The organism is Comamonas trifloxystrobinivorans, assembly GCF_043359985.1.
GTDB lineage: Bacteria > Pseudomonadota > Gammaproteobacteria > Burkholderiales > Burkholderiaceae_C > Comamonas > Comamonas trifloxystrobinivorans.
This window is the reverse complement of record NZ_JBHZGV010000001.1, coordinates 180,839-196,365: the sequence shown is the minus strand read 5'-3', so window position 1 is coordinate 196,365 and position 15,527 is coordinate 180,839. Positions and strand designations below refer to the sequence as shown.

Sequence of the window (15,527 nt, the reverse complement as noted above, 5' to 3'; positions counted from 1 at the left end):
GGGGGCTGGTAGCATATTTGGTGCTATGCTTTTTACTGATGTTAGCGCAGGTGTGCAGCGTTGATGAAGCAGTTGGGCTCCCGCAGCGCCGGCCGAGTCCGAATCCGCTACAGTAGCCACCCAAGGACTGCACCATGGCGCAAGCCGGAGAAAATGTTTCGGGAGTTTTTCTTGTTCATGTTGGGTAAGCATTCAGACCGACCTTATCAGGCTGCCGGCGGGGGTAGCCAACCGCCGCGCCGCTGGGCAGGCGGGGCGCTGGCTGTGGCCGCCATGGCGATGTTGTCGGGTTGCGGTGGTCTGAGCCATGTCAGCAGCGACCACGATTCCCACCGTTACAACGTGGTGGCTAGTGAAACCTTTGGCGCAGCATCCACCTACTCGCGGCTGTTCGATGCCACGCCCGAGCGTACCTGCGAAGCGGCTCGTCGCGCCTTGTTGAGCCAGGGCTACCTGATCAATGTCTCCAAGCCCAAAGAGATTGAAGGGCAAAAAAGCTTTCAGCCGGCCGTGGACAACCACCAGATCATCACCATCCGCGTGGTCTGCGCCACCGACAGCCACGACGGCAAGGTGACCCTGGGCTTTGTCTCCGCCCTCAAAGACACCTACAACCTGAAGAAAAGCAGCAACTCGGCCAGCGTGGGCGTGGGTGCGCTGGGCTCGCTCTCGCTGCCTTTTTCTGCGGGCAGTGATTCGATGATCAAGGTGGGCAGCGAAACAGTGAGCTCGGCCACCTTCTATGACAGCTTTTTTGACCTGATCAAATCCTTTCTGCGCCAGGACGACAGCAGCCGGCTGCAAGGCCGCGCGCCAGAGACGGAGCCAGACCCTGATAACTGAAAACAAAGCCGGCGCAAGCCGGTTTTTTGTTGCATTTCAGCGCTGACCTGATGCAGTTGGTGGGCGGCGCCAGTGGTATAAATTTGGCATTCCAAGGCCTTGACGAGGAGCCACGCATGCCACTGACCGCCCATGTGCAAAGCGAGATCACGGTGCGGGTGCACGGCGGGTTTGACGACGCCGAACGCATCCTGGAGATCATCGTCGACGAAATGCACGAGCCCGGTGAGCTCGATGCTGCTGAGGTGCAGCGCTACCTGGCGCAGTGCTTGCAGGATTGGGAGCAGGCCAAGCGCAGCTGGCCTCGCACCACTGATTGCGACCGGCTCGATCAGGCCTTTGAGCAGCTGGAGCAGCAAGGCGTGCTCTGCCGCCAAAACGCCGGCCAGACGCAAAGCGACGGCTATGACGACGTGCGCCAAGCGCTGAGCGAGCGCAGCCATGCAGAGCGCTACATCGGCTACTGCTTTTTCCACGGCCAAGATCTGGCCCGCGTGGTGCAGGGCGGCGGCCTGTACCTGGCTTTTGGCCCGCTGGATGCAGCGCAGGAGCATTCCCTCGGCATTGAAGTGGGCCAGCGTGTGATGCGCGCCCTGGTGGCCGCCGGCCTGCACGCCCAATGGGACGGCCACTTCGGTCAGCGCATTGCGTTGCCGGTGTTTGACTGGAAGAGCCGTTAGAGCGTCATCGGCCCGCTGAACAAGCGGCGTGATGCTCAGCGCTCATGCTTGTGTTCCCGTGCTGCTGGATGGGCAGCGTGGGGCGCGGGTGCCGGCCGAGGCGCGGCGGCCACCATGGGAGCGTGTTGCGCTGCGGCGGCTGCATGAGCGGGTGGCGCTGCCCGTTGTTCTGCTTGGCGTTGCGCCTGTTGTTGAGCGCGTTGCTGCTCTTGCTGGGCATGCTGTTGCTGCACCTGTTGGGCGCGTAGTGCATCTTGCTGCTGCGCCCGCTGCGCGGCCTCTTGTTGCTGACGCTGCCTGCTTTGTTGCTCGGCCAGCGCTTGTTGTTGGCGTTGCTGGGCTTGGGCCTGGGCTGCTGCCTGCTGGCGCTGAGCCTCGGCCTGTTGCTGCGCCGCGGTTGGTGCCGGGGCTGCCTGGGCGCGCTGCGGCGCTTGGTTGGGCTGTGCTGGGGCGTGTGGCGCTTGTGGAGTATTCAGCGGCGCGCTGGCATGCACAGCGCGGTCAGCTGGCGCAGCGGCAGGCAGGGCAGCAACGCGATGGCGCGCATCGGTGCCATGCGGTGCCGAGGCGGCGGCTGCCAACGGCGTTGGCACTGCAGGGCGTGCAGGTATGGGTGTTTGCGCAGTTGGCGCAGGCGCTTGTCTTTGCGCCATGGCGGCGGGGTTGTCATGGCGTGCGGCCAATGCCATGGCAGCACCTCCGGCCGCCACGGCACCCACGGCTGCGGTTGTGGCCAAGCCGTGCATCGCGGGGCTGCCTGCCGGTGGCGACATTCCCGCATTCAACCCTGGGCCGCTGTTGCCTGGCACCACCGTGTTGTTGGTGATTTGCGTGGTGTGCACATTGTTGTGGATGTTCTCTACCACGGTGGTGGACTGCGAGACATAGGTGCGGTTGTTGTAGACCACTGCCGGGCGCGCCTGCGGAGGCGGTGGCGGGTTGCCGGGGCGCCAGTCGTGGTCGTGCTCACCCCAATGCATGTCCCAGCTGTGCCAACCCCAGTTGGGGCGGCTTTCTACTGCGGTGGCCAGCACTACGCCTGCGCCAAAGCCGATGATGCCTGCCACCACCGGCGCGCTGCCCACCACCACGGCTGGCTGTGGCGGGGGCGCGATGATGCTGCGGTAGCTGTGGTAGAGCGGCACCGGTGTGCCATAGACGATGGCCGGGTCGTACTGGGGCACATAGACGGTGGCCACCTGGGTGGGCTCGATCTGTATGAACTGCTCGGGCGGCGTAATCACGGGGTGGCCGTAAAAGGGCACGGTGGAATCACTGGCGCTGTAACCGGTGCTGGCCGCTTGGGCTGCTGCCTGCACTTTGAGCTGTTGCGAGCTTTTGAGCGAGCCGGCCTTGACGGCGCGGCCGCGCATCACCTGGATGGCGTTGAGCACGTCGGACGGGTCGTTGTAGTAGGCCTTGCCGAGCGCCGTGGTCCAGGGGATATTGCCGGCGAGCTGGGCCAGCACATTGGGAAATTCGGTCAGCGATTTGACCGACGGATCCCAGCTTTGGCTGTTGACCGCCGCGACCAGGGCCGCCTTCTGCAGGCCGGGGTTCTGGCCCAGCCACACTTCGGCCGCGCTGATCTGGTCCGGGTAGGTGGCGCCTGCCAGCACCTGGGCCACCAGTTTGTCGGGGTAGAGCGCGATCGGCGCCACCATCTGGTAGAGCACATCGGCGCTGGGCGGGGTGTAGGCTGCTTGCACGGGTTGTGTGGGCTCGGGTGTCGGCGCGGGTGCTGCGAGCGGTGCCGGCGCAGCGGCCTTGGGGCTGCCGTTGTCGTTGCAAGCGGCCAAGGAGACCAGACAGGCCGCCGCCAAAAGCGAGAGCGAGAGTCGGGACGGGAGGTGGGCGGCGCTTGCTTGGCCGATGGGTTTGAGCTGCAACATGGAACACTCCTGGCGCGGCCAGCTCGGCCGTGCTGTAGGTGGGGACAGTGGGAGCCGGATGCAGCCGGCGTGTCTGTTCAACGCGATGGTAGTGCGGCTGTTGACGCTTCTGCCGGGCCTGCCCTGACTTGTAACCGCAATAGCTCGAAATAATCAAAATAGATAGCTGCCAGAGCATTGGAGTAAATGGCTTTCAGCTGTTTTCTATTTATTAAATTTTGTCCATTTGTTGCCGCTTTACCCAGCATTTGCACAGCCCGGTCCAGCGCTCGCGGGCTACAGCATCGGCCGCAAATCGCGCGCCGATTCCTGCAGCATTTTCAGCAGCGCCTGGGCGGCTGATTCGGTTTTCATCATCTGGGGGGGGCCCACCAAATTCAACGCGGCCAGAACGCTGCCATGGCTATCGCGGATGGGCACGGCGATGGCCTGCACATGGAGCTCGTGTTCATCCCGGGCAATGCAGTAATCGTGCAGCCGCCATTGAACGCTTGGTAAGCCCTGGAGCAGGGCATACGGGACAAAGGCCGAGCATGCTCCGGCCTTCTTTGCTTGCCTTTCTATTGATGGTTTCTGGCCTGAGCTGGCGGCAGGCGCTAAGCTGTCCGCACTTTCGTTTTCTGTCTTGAGAGTCAGACATCTCCGAGGAGCAATTGTGCAAAATCGTCCCCTTGGCCCGTTCAGCGTGGCCAATGTAGCCCTGGGCTGCATGAACTTCTGCCACGCTTATGGTAGCCCGGTGTCCACCGAACAATCGCATGCGGTGCTGCATGCGGCCATCGACGCTGGTGTCACCCTGTTTGACACGGCTGCGCTCTATGGCTTTGGCGCCAGTGAATTACTGGTTGGCCCGGTGCTCAAGCCGCATCGCCAGCACATCACCCTGGCCAGCAAAGGCGGCATGGCTGGTGTGCGTGGCGACGACGGCGTAATGCGCCGCGTGATCGACGGTCATCCCAAAACCCTGCGCAAGAACTGCGAAGACAGCTTGCAACGCTTGGGCACCGATGTGATCGACTTGTACTACCTGCACCGCTGGGACAAGCGCGTGCCGATTGAAGAATCGGTGGGTGAGATGGCGCGCCTCAAGGAAGAAGGCAAGGTGCGCGCGCTGGGCTTGTCCGAGATCGGTGCCGAGGCTTTGCGCCGCGCCCACAAGGAACACCCGATAGCCGCGCTGCAGAGCGAGTATTCGCTGTGGTCGCGCAATGCCGAATTGGGCACGTTAGCCGCTTGCAAGGAACTGGGCATTGCCTATGTGGCCTTCAGCCCCATGGGCCGTGCCTTCTTGAGCGGCAAATTGCAACAAGTGGACAACTTCGTCAAAGGCGATATCCGCGCCACCATGCCGCGTTTTGCGAGCGATTCCTATGCGCAAAACCTGCGCCTGCTGGCCCCCATGCAGGCCGTGGCCGAGAAAGCAGGCTGCACGCTGGCCGAGCTGGCCATCGCCTGGGTGCTGCACCAGGGCGAGCATGTGATTGCCTTGCCAGGCACGACCAATGTGGCGCACCTGCAAGAAGATGTGCGCGGTGGCAGCGTGCCGCTCAGCGCCGAGCTGCTGGCCGAGCTCGACGCCATCTTCCAACCCGAGGCGGTAGTAGGCGACCGCTATGCGCCGCAGAGCCAGGGGGAAGTGGATACCGAGAAGTTCCGCTTTGAAACGGCTGGCCCGGCAGTACGCTGAGTGCACGGGAACAAGAAGGCCAGTGATTGGAAAAAGAACAAGGCCAGATTTTGTAGTGAAAAACTACAAAATCAATAGCATTGAACTGTTTCTGGTATTGGCCTGCCCGACAGGGATCGAACCTGTGACCCACAGCTTAGAAGGCTGTTGCTCTATCCAACTGAGCTACGGGCAGATGTTTGATTCATAACGGGATTCCGTTATTTTGAATGCGCCTGCTGCATGGCGAATCCCGTAGCGTGACGGAACGCCCAAGCCCGAAAAAGGCTGGCAGCAGAGAACGTGATTATGCCGTGTTTATGGCCCGCTCAGGGTTTGAGCGGGCCGATGGCTGTGGCAGAGGTGTTTACTCGGTCTCGTCGTAGACCAGAGATGGGTTGTTCATCGCGCGGGCCACGTCGTTGAGGCTGGTGATGATGTGGTTGGCGAAGAAGCTGCTTTGCGTGTCGGGCTCCAGCGCGGCGATGGCCACGTTGGCCAAGGCCTGGTTCAGTGGCACGTAGAAGCTGCCTTCGGGTACGTCGATCGAGGCGCGTTGCAACTGTACTTTGACGCGCTCTACGCTGCGCTCCGAGGGGCCGAGCACATCGTTCTTGGCGCCGCTGCTGCGTTCAAGCTCTTGGTAGGTGTCGGCCATCAGGTTGCCGGGCTCGGCCACTTGCAGCACTTGCAGGCCCAGGGCGCGCAGTTTATTGGCAGCTTCGGTAGCGGTGCTGGCCAGCCAGTAGCCGCAGGGGCGGGTGCGGGTGTCGCCCGGGCGCAGTTTGACGGAGGATTTCCAATCCACCTCTTGCGGCATGTCTTCGCCGGTTTGCGGGTCGATGAAGACAATCTTGCGCTTTTCTGCGGTTTGCTGGGCTTCCAGCGTGAACTGGCCACGGCAGGCTTGCGACGCGATGTCGCGGCTCACGAAGGCGCGCACCTGTTCCAGCTCTTTGGCGCGCTGGGCGGTGGTTTGCAGGGCCGAGGTGATGGCGACAACGTGGCTGTGCACGCGACGCTGGATGTGCGCGCGGCCAATGCCGACGCCGCGGGTTTCGATAAGCAGACTGGGCACGTTTTTCAGCGCGTAGACGTTGCGGCCGGTGTCGGGGCGGACGCCGCCCATCGACAGGCTCAGGTCCTCGGCGTTGCGCGTGGTGGTGTAGTACCAGTTGGTGCTTTGGCCTTGGTCGGTGAGCGCTTTTTGCATGGGCAGCAAATACCATTCGTTGGCGGCTTTGCCGACAAACTCATGCACGTTGGCGGTGGTCGGGGTCTGCAGCAGCGCGTCGTAGCGCTGCACGCCGTGAAACTTTTCCAGGTAGCGGCCAGCCACGGTGAATTCGTGCGAATCGAGCACCGCAATGGGGCGGTAGTTGCGGTTGAGCTTGGCCAGCGCTTGTGCTTCCGGCGTTTGCAGCAGCAGGTGGTCGCGGTTCATGTCCAGGCCATTGGCCGTGGTGCGGCGGCCGCTGGCTGCGCCATCGGGGTTGGCACGTGGCACCAGCAGCACATTGACTTTGTCGAGCAAGGCCGCTTGTGGGCCTTGGGCGAGCGCCTGGGCCACGGCCAACAGCGCTTCGCTGCCGGCGGGTTCGTCCCCGTGTTGTTGGCCAACCAGCATGACGGTGGGGCGGCCGCTGGCGTCCAGATCGTGCAAGGCAGTGCTGGCCGCGCGGGTCAGCAGCAGCGCCTGGATGGTTGTGCCTTCTTGCGAGTTGCCGGCGCTGATCAGCTCGGCCTTGGTGCCTTGGGGCAGCGGGCTGTTGGCGAGTTGGCGCAGTGCGTGGCCGAGTTCGGCGTTGCTGGTGTAGGTGGTGCGGCCCGCGGCCAGGCCGGGGGTGTTGTAGAGCTCGGCCGGGTCGGGGAAGCGGGCTGCCACCTCGGGGCTTTCATGCCAGCCGCCCAGCGGCGTGGCTTGCAGCGGTGTGGACGCTACCGGCGAGCTGACGACGCCGCTGTTGCTGACACCGGGGATTTGCACCGGGCTGGGGCCGGTTTTTTGGGGCGCTGGGGCTGGCGCGGTGACCACGCTGCCTTGGCTGGCAAGTGGCGTGCTTTCCCAGGGTGGGAGCGGGGTGCTGGAGCAGGCGCTCAGCAGCACGGCTGCCGACAGGGTGCTCAAGACCAGCAGGCCGGGTTTTTGGGCATTGGCTGCGGTGGTGGCTCGATCGATGTTCATCGTTGTTCTTGCGTGCTGGGGCACGGCCCTCCTTCAGTGAGATGCTGCCATTATGCAAAGCGGCCAAGGCGCTTTGCGTAGGATGGCTGCGAAAAACGAAGCTCTGCCAGCTGCTGAGAAAGCAGCCTGGCTCATACAGCCCCGAATGTACCAGCCGATTGCACGGTGCTGACCGAACTGGACGCATCCGGCGCAGGCTGCGGAACGCGCATGCGCAGCAGGGCACGCACAAAGCCGTGGTCGGAGCGGCTGCGGTCGCGCCCCTCGTGCAGGTGGTCGTTGAAGTAGTCCACGCGCCGGACATCGCCGATCGCGTGTTTGCTGTGCGGGTCGAACTCTTCGCTCACCAGCACCTGGTCCAGCACGGCGGGCGCGCCTTGGTGAATGTGGGAGTAGGCCACGTCTTTTTTGAGTGCGGCATCGCCCAGCAGATCGTAGGCGTTGAACAGAGCGCGGTCGCGTGCGCCCTGGTCGTAAGCCACATCGGACGTGGCGGCAATGAGCTGCGTGGTCACGCTGTCGGGCGTGTCGTTGAAGTCGCCCAGCACCACTAGCGGCATGCGCGTATGGCGCAGCAGGTCAATCACCAGGCAGCGCAAGGCCATGGCTTCCACGCCGCGCATGATGAGCGAGCGCAGCGAGGCCAGGGCAGCAATCTTGGGGTTGTCGCGGTCTTCGAGCGGGTTGCCGTCGGCGTCCAGCAAGAATTTGGGGCGTTTGGATTTGAGGTGGCAGGTGAGCACGCTGAGCACCTGGCCGTGCTTCATCTGCAAGGTGGCAACCAGCGGCGGGCGCTCAAACTTGTCGTGCATGCCCAGGCCGGGTATGGGCTGACCGAGACCGACGGGAAAGTCGGCAAAAGAGCGGCAGGCCAGTACTTCCAGACGCGTGGCAAAACCTACGCGCGGCGTGTCGCTGGCGCCGGTGCGGCCTTCGCTGTTTTCTGCGCCGGGCACGGTCACCACCGGGTAGTGCAGGCCGCTGGCCTTGATGGCCGCTTGCAGTGCGGCCTGGTCCCAAACCTCTTGCACGGCTAGGATGTCGGCGTTCAAGGCCTGCAGGCGCCCGCCCAGCCATTGCACTTTGCGCTCGTACTGGCTGCGGGTGTAGGGTTCTTGGTTGGCGTAGAACTGGCGCTCAGGCAGTGCCAGGTTCAAGACATTGCAGGTGGCCACCGTCAAGGTGTCCACCGGGGTGGAGGATACAAAAGGCCGCATAGAAATCTCGTTTCTGATGCGGCCTTACCCTAGCGGAATCCGTGACGCAGATCAACAACGCCTAGAGTTGTTGACCTTCGCCGCGCTTAGCGCTGAAACGAATGGTTGCGATTTCCCCGGTTGCCACCGTTGCCGCCACCACCATTGCGGTTGCCACCGCCAAAGCCGCCACGGCGGCCGCGTTCGGCCATGCTGTCGACGCTGGTGCGCATCGGGTCGGGCTGGGTGCCACCGCTGCGGCGGTGGTTGCGGCCGTCGACCGTGCCGCCGAACTGGGTGCCCAGGTGGGCATCCGCGCGGGGCTGGCGCTCATCTTGGCGCGGGCCACGGTTGTTGCTGTGGCGCTGGCCTTGGCCCTGGCCTTGAGACTGGCGTGGCTGGCCGCCGTTGCCGCGCTGCTCGCCTTGTGCGTGGCGTGGGCCTTGGCCTTGGCGGTTGTCGCGGCGTGGTGGGCGGGCTTCGCGGCGTGGCTGCTCCATGCCTTCGCCAGCAAAATCGGCTGCGCCTTCGCCACGCGGTGCGGGCGAGCGCTTGGCATTGCGGCCGCCGCCATGGCCATTGCCATTGCTGCTGGCACCACCTTGGCCGCGAGCGGTCTTGGTGGTGCGGATGCGCTCCATCATTTCTTGGCGGGCGGCTTTGGCGGCGGCCTGCATCACATCGCGGCTCGGTGGCTTGCCAGCGCCGCCCCAGATGGTTTGGCGGCCCATGGCGATGGGTTCGGCTTTTTCACCTTCTTCGGGGCCAAAGCCTTCGAGCACCTGCACCGGGATTTCTTGCTTGGTGAAGCGCTCGATGTCCATCATGAAGCCTTCTTCATCCATGCACACCAGGCTGACGGCATTGCCTTCGCGGCCGGCGCGGCCGGTGCGGCCAATGCGGTGCACGTAGTCTTCCGAGACGTTCGGAATTTCGTAGTTCACCACGTTGGGCAGCTCGTCGATATCGATGCCGCGGGCCGCGATGTCAGTGGCCACCAGGGCGCGCAGCTCACCGGTCTTGAAGCCTTCGAGCGCTTGCGTACGAGCGCTTTGGCTCTTGTTGCCGTGCAGGGCCATGGCCGAGACGCCGTTCTTGCTCAGGTAGTCGGCCACATTGTTGGCGCCGAACTTGGTGCGCGTGAACACCAGCACCTGGCTCCAGTTGTTTTCCTGGATGATGTGCAGCAGCACTTGCTTTTTCTTGCCGCGGCCAACCGGGTGGATCACCTGCTTGATGCGCTGCACCGTGGTGTTGCGCGGGGTGACCTGGATCGATTGCGGGTTGCGCAGCAGGCCATTGGCCAGCTCGCGGATTTCGTCGCTGAAGGTGGCCGAGAACAGCAGGCTTTGCTTGTCCTTGGGCACCAGGGCCAGCACTTTTTTCACGTCGTGGATGAAGCCCATGTCGAGCATGCGGTCGGCTTCGTCGAGCACCAGGATCTCGACCGTCGACAGGTCCAGAAAGCCTTGCTGCTGCAGGTCAAGCAGGCGGCCAGGCGTGGCCACCAGCACGTCAACGCCTTTTTTGATGCGGTCGATTTGTGGGTTCATGCCAACACCGCCAAAAATGACGGTGGATTTGACGTCCAGGTGCGCGGCGTAGTGGCGCACGTTCTCTTCCACCTGGGCGGCCAGCTCACGCGTGGGGGCCAGGATCAAGGCGCGGATGGCCTTGTTGCCCCATTGGTTGCGGCTACCTTCGGATTGCAGCAGGCGGTGCAGCAGCGGCAGCGTGAAAGCGGCCGTTTTGCCGGTGCCGGTCTGGGCGCCGGCCAACAAATCGTTACCTTGCAAGACCACGGGAATGGCTTGGGCCTGGATGGGGGTGGGGGCGTCATAGCCCTGCTCGCGCACAGCCTGCACAATGGCTGGTGCCAGATTCAGTTCTTCAAATGTCATTGGATCAGGTGCGTCCAACCTGGACGCTGGGGTTCTGCCTTGTCTCAGCAATTTTTTGGAGTTATTGCCGCCAGTCAAAGGCAGAGGGGTTCAAAGAGTGGAGCTCGGAACAGAGGTGTCCGTTGTCCCCAGCAAAAGCGCTGAAGTCCTAGGCAACTGGAGCCTTTGACTGCGGGTATTGTCGCATGCACCGATAATCCCAGGGTAGCCGCGACCCCAAATCGCATATTTTTTTACTGTTTTACCAAAAGAGCACATGGCCCAATACGTTTTCTCGATGAACCAGGTCACCAAGACGGTTCCTCCGAAGCGACAGATTTTGAAGGGTATTTCGCTGAGCTTCTTCCCCGGCGCCAAGATCGGCGTGCTGGGTTTGAACGGTTCGGGGAAATCCAGCTTGCTGAAGATCATGGCAGGCGTTGACAAGGAGTTCGAAGGCGAAGCCATCCCGATGGCCGGCCTGTCGATCGGTTACCTGCCCCAGGAGCCCCAGCTCAACCCCGAGCACACGGTGCGCCAGGCGGTGGAAGAGGCCATGGCCGAGGTGAACAACGCCAAGGCGCGCCTCGAAGAGGTGTATGCCGCCTACGCCGAGGAAGACGCCGATTTCGACGCCCTGGCCGCTGAGCAAGGCCAGTTGGAAGCCATCATTGCCGCCGCCGGCACCGATTCCGAACACCAGCTGGAAATCGCTGCCGACGCGCTGCGCCTGCCCGCCTGGGACGCCATCATCGGCCAGCTCTCCGGTGGCGAGAAGCGCCGCGTGGCGCTGTGCAAGCTGCTGTTGTCCAAGCCCGACATGCTGCTGCTCGACGAGCCCACCAACCACTTGGACGCCGAATCGGTCGATTGGCTGGAGCAGTACCTGCACCGCTTCACCGGCACCGTGGTGGCCATCACCCACGACCGCTACTTCCTCGACAACGCCGCCGAGTGGATTTTGGAACTCGACCGTGGCCACGGCATTCCCTACAAGGGCAACTACTCCGAATGGCTGATCCAGAAGGGCAACCGCCTGGAGCAAGAGCAAAAGGGCGAAGAAGCCCGCGCCAAGGCCCTGAAAAAGGAGCTGGACTGGGTGCGCCAAAACGCCAAGGGCCGCCAAGCCAAGTCCAAGGCCCGTATTGCCCGCTTCGAGGAGTTGAGCGATTACGAATACCAACAGCGCAACGAAACGCAGGAAATCTTCATTCCTGTGGCCGAGCGTCTGGGCAGCCGCGTGATCGAGTTCAAGGGCGTCTCCAAGGCCTTTGGCGACCGCCTGCTGATCGACAACCTGTCGATGAACGTGCCTGCTGGCGCCATCGTCGGCATCATCGGCCCCAACGGCGCGGGTAAATCCACGCTGTTCAAGCTGATTGCCGGCAAGGAACAGCCCGATTCGGGCGAAGTGGAAATCGGCCAGACCGTGAAGATGGCCTTTGTCGACCAGAACCGCGACGCGCTGGCCAACGAGAAAACCGTCTGGGAAGACATCTCCGGCGGCCTCGACATCATCAACGTCGGCAAGTTCCAGATGGCCTCGCGTGCTTACGCCGGCCGCTTCAACTTCAACGGCCAAGACCAGCAGAAAAAGGTCGGCAACCTCTCCGGGGGGGAGCGCGGCCGTCTGCACCTGGCCAAGACCCTGATCCAGGGCGGCAACGTGCTGCTGCTCGACGAACCGTCGAACGACCTGGACGTGGAAACCCTGCGCGCGTTGGAAGATGCGCTGCTGGAATACGCAGGCACCGTGATGGTGATCTCCCACGACCGCTGGTTCCTCGACCGTATCGCCACCCATATCTTGGCAGCCGAGGGGGATAGCCAATGGGTGTTTTTTGATGGAAACTATCAGGAATACGAGGCGGATAAGAAAAAGCGCTTGGGTGAAGAAGGAGCCGCCCCCAAGCGTGTACGCTACAAAGCACTGAAGTAAAACGGCTGCACGCCCGCTGCTTTGCGCAAGTGGCGGGCGTATTACAGGGAGAGGTTCACAGTGGAACAGCGCGCAGCATCGGTATTCGACACCTGTCTGGAACAGGCATTGCAAGAGGCTGAGCCTTTGATGGCGGCCATGGGCAATGCTGCCTTGGCCGCGTTGCGGGCCAAATTGTTGGATCCAGCCAACAACCATCTTGAACCATTGTTGAAAGATGCCATCGAGCAGCTCAAAAGCCGCCGTGGCAATCTGCAAGCCAACTACGCCCAGCGGTTGCGCCAAGCCGCTTTTTTGATAGCCGATGGCAAACGTGCCGACTACCACCAACTGATGGGGGGCGACGGTGTGGGCGGCAGCGGTGCGCTCGAGTCCGAGGTGCTGCGTGCCCAGATCGAATGGGGCCGGGTACAGATCGACCTGTTGCAGCAAACCGAGCAAAGCCTGGTGGCGCTGGAGCGCGTGTACCGGCCGCTGCGCAAAATCACCCGCTACTGGCGCAACGGCAACCCTTTGCACCACACGGTCTACCTCGACAGCCTGCAGGCCACCTTGCAAGACCAGCGCGTGAGTACCGATGTCACGGCGCTTTTTCTGTCAGACATGGTGGGTGTCATGGCGCAGCACCTGCAAATCAGCTACCAGCGCATCACCAATTTGGCGGTCAACAGCTATGCCGAGTTGCTGGCCAAGGCCGAGTCCAAGCGCCAGGCGGCGCGCGAGAGTGCGCACCACTTTTCTCGCCGGGCCAAGCGCCTGTTCCAAATTCCACCGCATTGCCCGGTAGGGGCGGTGCGGGCTTACAAGGCACTCATTCCCACGCTGGAGCGCCTGAGCGCCCGCGATCCTTCGTTCTGGGACGATGCCGAACACCCGGCGCGCCTGCTCGTGCAGACCCTGGTAGACCAGGCTACCGCTTTGCGCGAAAGCGGCAGCACGCTGGCCAATCCGCAGTTTCCCGGCCTGGTGTCCGACACCGTGCAAATGCTCACCGCGCTCAAGTCGCCGACGGCAGATGACTTTGCACAGGCCCTGGGCCGCTTTGGCGTGGTGGCCAAGCCCCGCGCCGAAGCGGAGTGGCATGAATCGCAACAATCGGGTTACTCCAGCAGCATGCTGGCCGAAAGCCAATGGGGCGCGTCGGCCTTGCTCAGTGTCAACCCGGATTCGGAGCTGATGGAGCTGCCCGAGCCAGCGCCCGCTACCCATAAGTCGGTGGCCGAGCCCATGGCGCCCGAGCTGGAGCTGCAAGCGGCCTTGGCACAGGTACCCGCACCGCAAAATGCGGCTAGCGCGCACGCCCATGCGACAGCCGCCATGCCGCTGGTGCCCGGCAGCCTGGACGCGCTGGAGCAAGACGTGATGGCCTTGATCGCCACGCACCCGCACAGCCTCGACGCCGATCCGGCCGTGCTGGCCGCGCTCTCGGGCGCCTGGCCGCAGGTCTTGCACATGGCGGCGCAGCGCTCGGGGCTGGATTCCAGCAGCTTCCGCGCTTACCGGCAAGTCGTCTCCGAAGTGCTGGCGCTGGCCGGCGCCAGCTCGGGCGTGGGCGTGCACAGCGAGGCCGATGTGCTGATCCCCTCGCTGCTCACGCGCCTCAAATCCGGGCTGACGGGCATTGGCTGGATGCCCGAGCGCATCGCACCCGTGCTCACCGCAGTGGCGCGCATGGCGCCCAGCGCGATTGTGGAGCTGCATGCGGTGCAAGAAGAGGAAGAGCCTCAGCTGCAGTCCGACGGGCCACTCGACAGCTCGCTGGTGCTCAGCGCCGCAGTCGCCCAACCCACGCGGCCTGCGGCAGAGGCGGCAGCAGACAAGGCTTTCAAGCTCTGCGGCCATGCTCTGCAAGAAGGCATGCAATTTGCCTTTCTGAGCCAGGGCGAATGGGTCACCAAGCAGCTGAGCTGGAGCAACCCGCAGGCCACCATGTTTTTGTTCACGGCAGGCGATGGGGCCAGCCAGTCCATCACCCGGCGCATGCTGGAGCGGCTGGAAGTCGAGCAGGCAGTACGTCCGGCCTGAGGGTTTTTACCCGCGACCACCATGGCACAATGGCGGCCGTGGCAGCCACGGACTGGCGCCGTGGGCCGCTTCCCATCTTGTCTGGCAGCACGCACTGCCGGTCAAACAGCAAAAACAATCCGGCCTGTTGCGCTCTGCCCAGGCCACTCTGGAGACAAAGATGAGCCGACTCTCTCGCGCCGCCCGCTCGTTGGGCTTTGCCGCATCGCGCCGCACTGTGCTGGCTGCGGCCTTGTTGGGCACCAGCGTGCTCGCACCGCTGACCGCCCAAGCCGCCGATCCCAAGAAATACCCTGAGCGCCCCGTGCGCGTGGTGGTGGGCTTCTCCGCTGGCGGCACTACCGACGTGGTGGCCCGCATCATGGCCAAAGAGCTGACGGCCGAGCTGGGCCAATCGTTCGTGGTGGACAACAAGCCTGGCGCTGGCAGCAACATCGCCACCGAGCTGGTCGCCCGCGCCGAGCCCGATGGCTACACCCTGCTGTTCGTGGCGGTCACCAGCGCCATCAACCAGACGCTGTACCCCAAGGTCAAGTTCGATCTGGTCAAGGATTTTGCGCCGGTCGCCCTGGGCGCCAAGGTGCCCAATGTGCTGGTGGTCAACGCCAACGTGCCGGTCAAGAACGTCACCGAGCTGATCGCCTACGCCAAAGCCAACCCCGACAAGGTCTCCTACGCTTCCTCGGGCAGCGGCACCTCCATCCATATGGCTGGTGAGTTGTTCAAGATGCGTACCGGCCTCAAAACCCAGCACATTCCGTACAAGGGCAGCTCGCCGGCGGTGACCGACCTGATGGCTGGCCAGGTGCAGTTCATGTTCGACAACATGCCTTCGTCTTGGCCGCATGTGATGAACGGCAAGCTCAAGGCGCTGGCTGTCACCACCACCAAGCGCTCGCCCACCGCGCCCGATCTGCCCACCATGGAAGAAAGTGGCATCAAGCCGTTCGACGTGTCGTCCTGGTTCGGCTTGATCGCGCCGGCCGGCACGCCGCCCGAAGTGGTGCAAAAGCTCAACGCGGCGATGAACAAGGCTTTCGACAAGCCTGAAGTCAAAGAAGCCTATGCCAAGCTGGGCGCCGTGTCTGAAAAGAACACGCCTGAGCAGTTCGGTGCTTTCATCAAATCGGAAGTGGCTACCTGGGCGCCGGTGGTGAAGACGTCGGGCGCGACGGTGGATTGAATTTTTGCTGGAGCAATCTGCAAGGCAGCTTCGGCTGC

General features: G+C 63.3%; 11 protein-coding genes and 1 tRNA gene. 6 read left to right on the top strand and 6 right to left on the bottom strand.

All coding sequences use genetic code 11. The annotated features are described in order from the left end of the window. Positions 1-273 precede the first annotated feature (273 nt). Together ACFIQF_RS00815 and ACFIQF_RS00810 are read left to right on the top strand one after the other, a co-directional pair. Positions 274-843 (top strand): DUF2242 domain-containing protein, encoded by a 570-nt coding sequence (locus tag ACFIQF_RS00815; RefSeq protein WP_393939260.1) that lies wholly within the window; start codon positions 274-276, stop codon positions 841-843. 116 nt (positions 844-959) lie between these two features. Continuing rightward, positions 960-1,523 (top strand): DUF6891 domain-containing protein, encoded by a 564-nt coding sequence (locus ACFIQF_RS00810; RefSeq protein WP_393939258.1) that lies wholly within the window; start codon positions 960-962, stop codon positions 1,521-1,523. Between the two features lie 35 nt (positions 1,524-1,558). On the opposite strand, the gene ACFIQF_RS00805 is transcribed toward ACFIQF_RS00810, so the two are convergent. After that, complete coding sequence (locus ACFIQF_RS00805) at positions 1,559-3,415, bottom strand: DUF3300 domain-containing protein (protein ID WP_393939256.1); 1,857 nt, start codon at positions 3,413-3,415, stop codon at positions 1,559-1,561. 276 nt (positions 3,416-3,691) lie between these two features. Next, on the bottom strand, positions 3,692-4,126 hold the full coding sequence (locus ACFIQF_RS00800) for an IclR family transcriptional regulator domain-containing protein (protein WP_393939254.1): 435 nt from the start codon (positions 4,124-4,126) through the stop codon (positions 3,692-3,694). Between ACFIQF_RS00800 and ACFIQF_RS00795 the strand changes: the two genes are divergently transcribed. Then, positions 4,071-5,102 (top strand): aldo/keto reductase, encoded by a 1,032-nt coding sequence (locus tag ACFIQF_RS00795; protein ID WP_393939252.1) that lies wholly within the window; start codon positions 4,071-4,073, stop codon positions 5,100-5,102. The genes ACFIQF_RS00800 and ACFIQF_RS00795 overlap by 56 nt on opposite strands. A 98-nt stretch (positions 5,103-5,200) precedes the next feature. Here ACFIQF_RS00795 and ACFIQF_RS00790 read toward each other — a convergent pair. The 4 genes from ACFIQF_RS00790 to ACFIQF_RS00775 form a co-directional block, all read right to left on the bottom strand. Beyond that, a tRNA-Arg gene (locus ACFIQF_RS00790) sits at positions 5,201-5,277 on the bottom strand. Positions 5,278-5,448: 171 nt separating this feature from the next. Beyond that, positions 5,449-7,266, bottom strand: a complete 1,818-nt coding sequence (locus tag ACFIQF_RS00785; RefSeq protein ID WP_393939251.1) for a M14 family zinc carboxypeptidase — start codon at positions 7,264-7,266, stop codon at positions 5,449-5,451. Positions 7,267-7,397: 131 nt separating this feature from the next. Beyond that, positions 7,398-8,483 carry an endonuclease/exonuclease/phosphatase family protein gene (locus tag ACFIQF_RS00780; protein ID WP_393939249.1) on the bottom strand — a complete coding sequence of 362 codons (1,086 nt, stop codon included), beginning with the start codon at positions 8,481-8,483 and terminating at the stop codon, positions 7,398-7,400. An 86-nt stretch (positions 8,484-8,569) separates the two neighbouring features. Continuing rightward, entirely contained in the window at positions 8,570-10,363 is a 1,794-nt protein-coding gene (locus ACFIQF_RS00775) for a DEAD/DEAH box helicase (RefSeq protein WP_393939247.1), read from the bottom strand. A 256-nt stretch (positions 10,364-10,619) separates the two neighbouring features. Between ACFIQF_RS00775 and ettA the strand changes: the two genes are divergently transcribed. The 3 genes from ettA to ACFIQF_RS00760 all read left to right on the top strand — a co-directional run bounded on the left by ettA (position 10,620) and on the right by ACFIQF_RS00760 (position 15,489). After that, positions 10,620-12,281: an energy-dependent translational throttle protein EttA gene (gene ettA, locus ACFIQF_RS00770; protein ID WP_393939245.1), complete on the top strand. Its 1,662-nt coding sequence runs from the start codon at positions 10,620-10,622 to the stop codon at positions 12,279-12,281. A gap of 60 nt (positions 12,282-12,341) precedes the next feature. After that, positions 12,342-14,306, top strand: a complete 1,965-nt coding sequence (locus ACFIQF_RS00765) for a DUF1631 family protein (RefSeq protein WP_393939243.1) — start codon at positions 12,342-12,344, stop codon at positions 14,304-14,306. A gap of 160 nt (positions 14,307-14,466) precedes the next feature. Further along, on the top strand, positions 14,467-15,489 hold the full coding sequence (locus ACFIQF_RS00760; protein WP_393939241.1) for a Bug family tripartite tricarboxylate transporter substrate binding protein: 1,023 nt from the start codon (positions 14,467-14,469) through the stop codon (positions 15,487-15,489). The last annotated feature ends 38 nt before the right edge of the window (positions 15,490-15,527 follow it).

Coding starts and splice junctions, on each gene's coding strand:
- ACFIQF_RS00815 (WP_393939260.1), top strand. CDS start 274: ATGGCGATGTTGTCGGGTTGCGGTGGTCTGAGCCATGTCAGCAGCGAC.
- ACFIQF_RS00810 (WP_393939258.1), top strand. CDS start 960: ATGCCACTGACCGCCCATGTGCAAAGCGAGATCACGGTGCGGGTGCAC.
- ACFIQF_RS00805 (WP_393939256.1), bottom strand. CDS start 3,415: ATGTTGCAGCTCAAACCCATCGGCCAAGCAAGCGCCGCCCACCTCCCG.
- ACFIQF_RS00800 (WP_393939254.1), bottom strand. CDS start 4,126: ATGCAGCCCAGGGCTACATTGGCCACGCTGAACGGGCCAAGGGGACGA.
- ACFIQF_RS00785 (WP_393939251.1), bottom strand. CDS start 7,266: ATGAACATCGATCGAGCCACCACCGCAGCCAATGCCCAAAAACCCGGC.
- ACFIQF_RS00780 (WP_393939249.1), bottom strand. CDS start 8,483: ATGCGGCCTTTTGTATCCTCCACCCCGGTGGACACCTTGACGGTGGCC.
- ACFIQF_RS00775 (WP_393939247.1), bottom strand. CDS start 10,363: ATGACATTTGAAGAACTGAATCTGGCACCAGCCATTGTGCAGGCTGTG.
- ettA (WP_393939245.1), top strand. CDS start 10,620: ATGGCCCAATACGTTTTCTCGATGAACCAGGTCACCAAGACGGTTCCT.
- ACFIQF_RS00760 (WP_393939241.1), top strand. CDS start 14,467: ATGAGCCGACTCTCTCGCGCCGCCCGCTCGTTGGGCTTTGCCGCATCG.